2 protein-coding genes are annotated in these 1,013 nt (G+C 53.0%); both read left to right on the top strand.

Annotated elements, in window-relative coordinates:
- The coding region (locus HWQ67_RS19685; protein ID WP_218254395.1) for a hypothetical protein at nt 1-261 on the top strand (261 nt) is incomplete at its 5' end.
- A 119-nt stretch (nt 262-380) separates the two neighbouring features.
- On the top strand, nt 381-1,013 hold a 633-nt coding region (gene thyX, locus HWQ67_RS19680; protein ID WP_218254394.1), incomplete at its 3' end, for an FAD-dependent thymidylate synthase.

Raw genomic sequence — 1,013 nt, 5'->3', positions numbered from 1 at the left:
ATGGCGTCAACGATTGTTCAAGAACTGCGACGGGCTCATAAACGACAAGGCGGCGCTTCCAGCAACATGGTCTGGGTGATTGGTCCAGACCAGTTGCAGGATATTCAAGAGGACTTGACCAACAGAGCTGAGCTGTTACAGTACGAGGCGCCAAAGACCTGGGACAATCTTTCGTTTCGTGGCATTCCTGTTAAGTGCGTACAGTGGTTTAACGGGATCTTGTTTCTTCCGCGGGACCTGTTTCATGAGCAAGAAGTGTAACTGTGCCTTCTGTAGGCAGATACGGCTCGATAGCTGGGTCCCAAGACTTGGTACGGGTAGACGACAGGTGAAGTCGCTGCCTGGTCAGCGCACGTTTTTTGATGAAGAGGAGCAAAGAAATGAAGCTTGTCCTACCGAGTTTCGAGATCCTATCCATGCCGTCTCGGGAGGAGTCACTGCGGCTGATCGAGCTAGCTGGAAGGACAGCGTACAAAAGCGAGGACAAGATCACTGCGGAGTCGGCTCCTCGGTTCGTGCGGATGTTGATGGGACGGAACCACCAGTCAGTCATTGAGCACGTGAGTGCTACTGTCAAGCTTACCGTCGACCGCGGGGTGTCACACGAGGCGGTCAGGCACAGAATTGCGAGTTTCACCCAAACTAGTACTAGATACGTTAACTATGGCAGGCAAGGGATTGAGTTTATTATTCCGCCGTGGCTAATGGGAACTGTACCAGAAGGACAGATGGACCAGACAAAAGCTAGGCTCTACAGAGGTGCCTGCCACTGCTGGCTGGTCTCGTTGCTGGAAGCAGAATCAGACTACAACAGCCTACTGGCGGAAGGCTGGCAGCCACAACAGGCTAGAGATGTGCTTCCGAACGCTTTGAAGACGGAAATCGTTGTCACGGCGAATTTTCGGGAGTGGGCGCATATTTTTGAGCTGCGGTGCTCACCTGCTGCGCATCCTGCTATGAGGAGCATTATGACACAGGTCCGAGAACGGTTTCAACAGGCACTGCCAGAAGTG

The organism is Candidatus Magnetobacterium casense (assembly GCF_019173545.1).
GTDB lineage: Bacteria > Nitrospirota > Thermodesulfovibrionia > Thermodesulfovibrionales > Magnetobacteriaceae > Magnetobacterium > Magnetobacterium cryptolimnobacter.
This window is presented reverse-complemented; position numbering and strand designations above follow the sequence as displayed.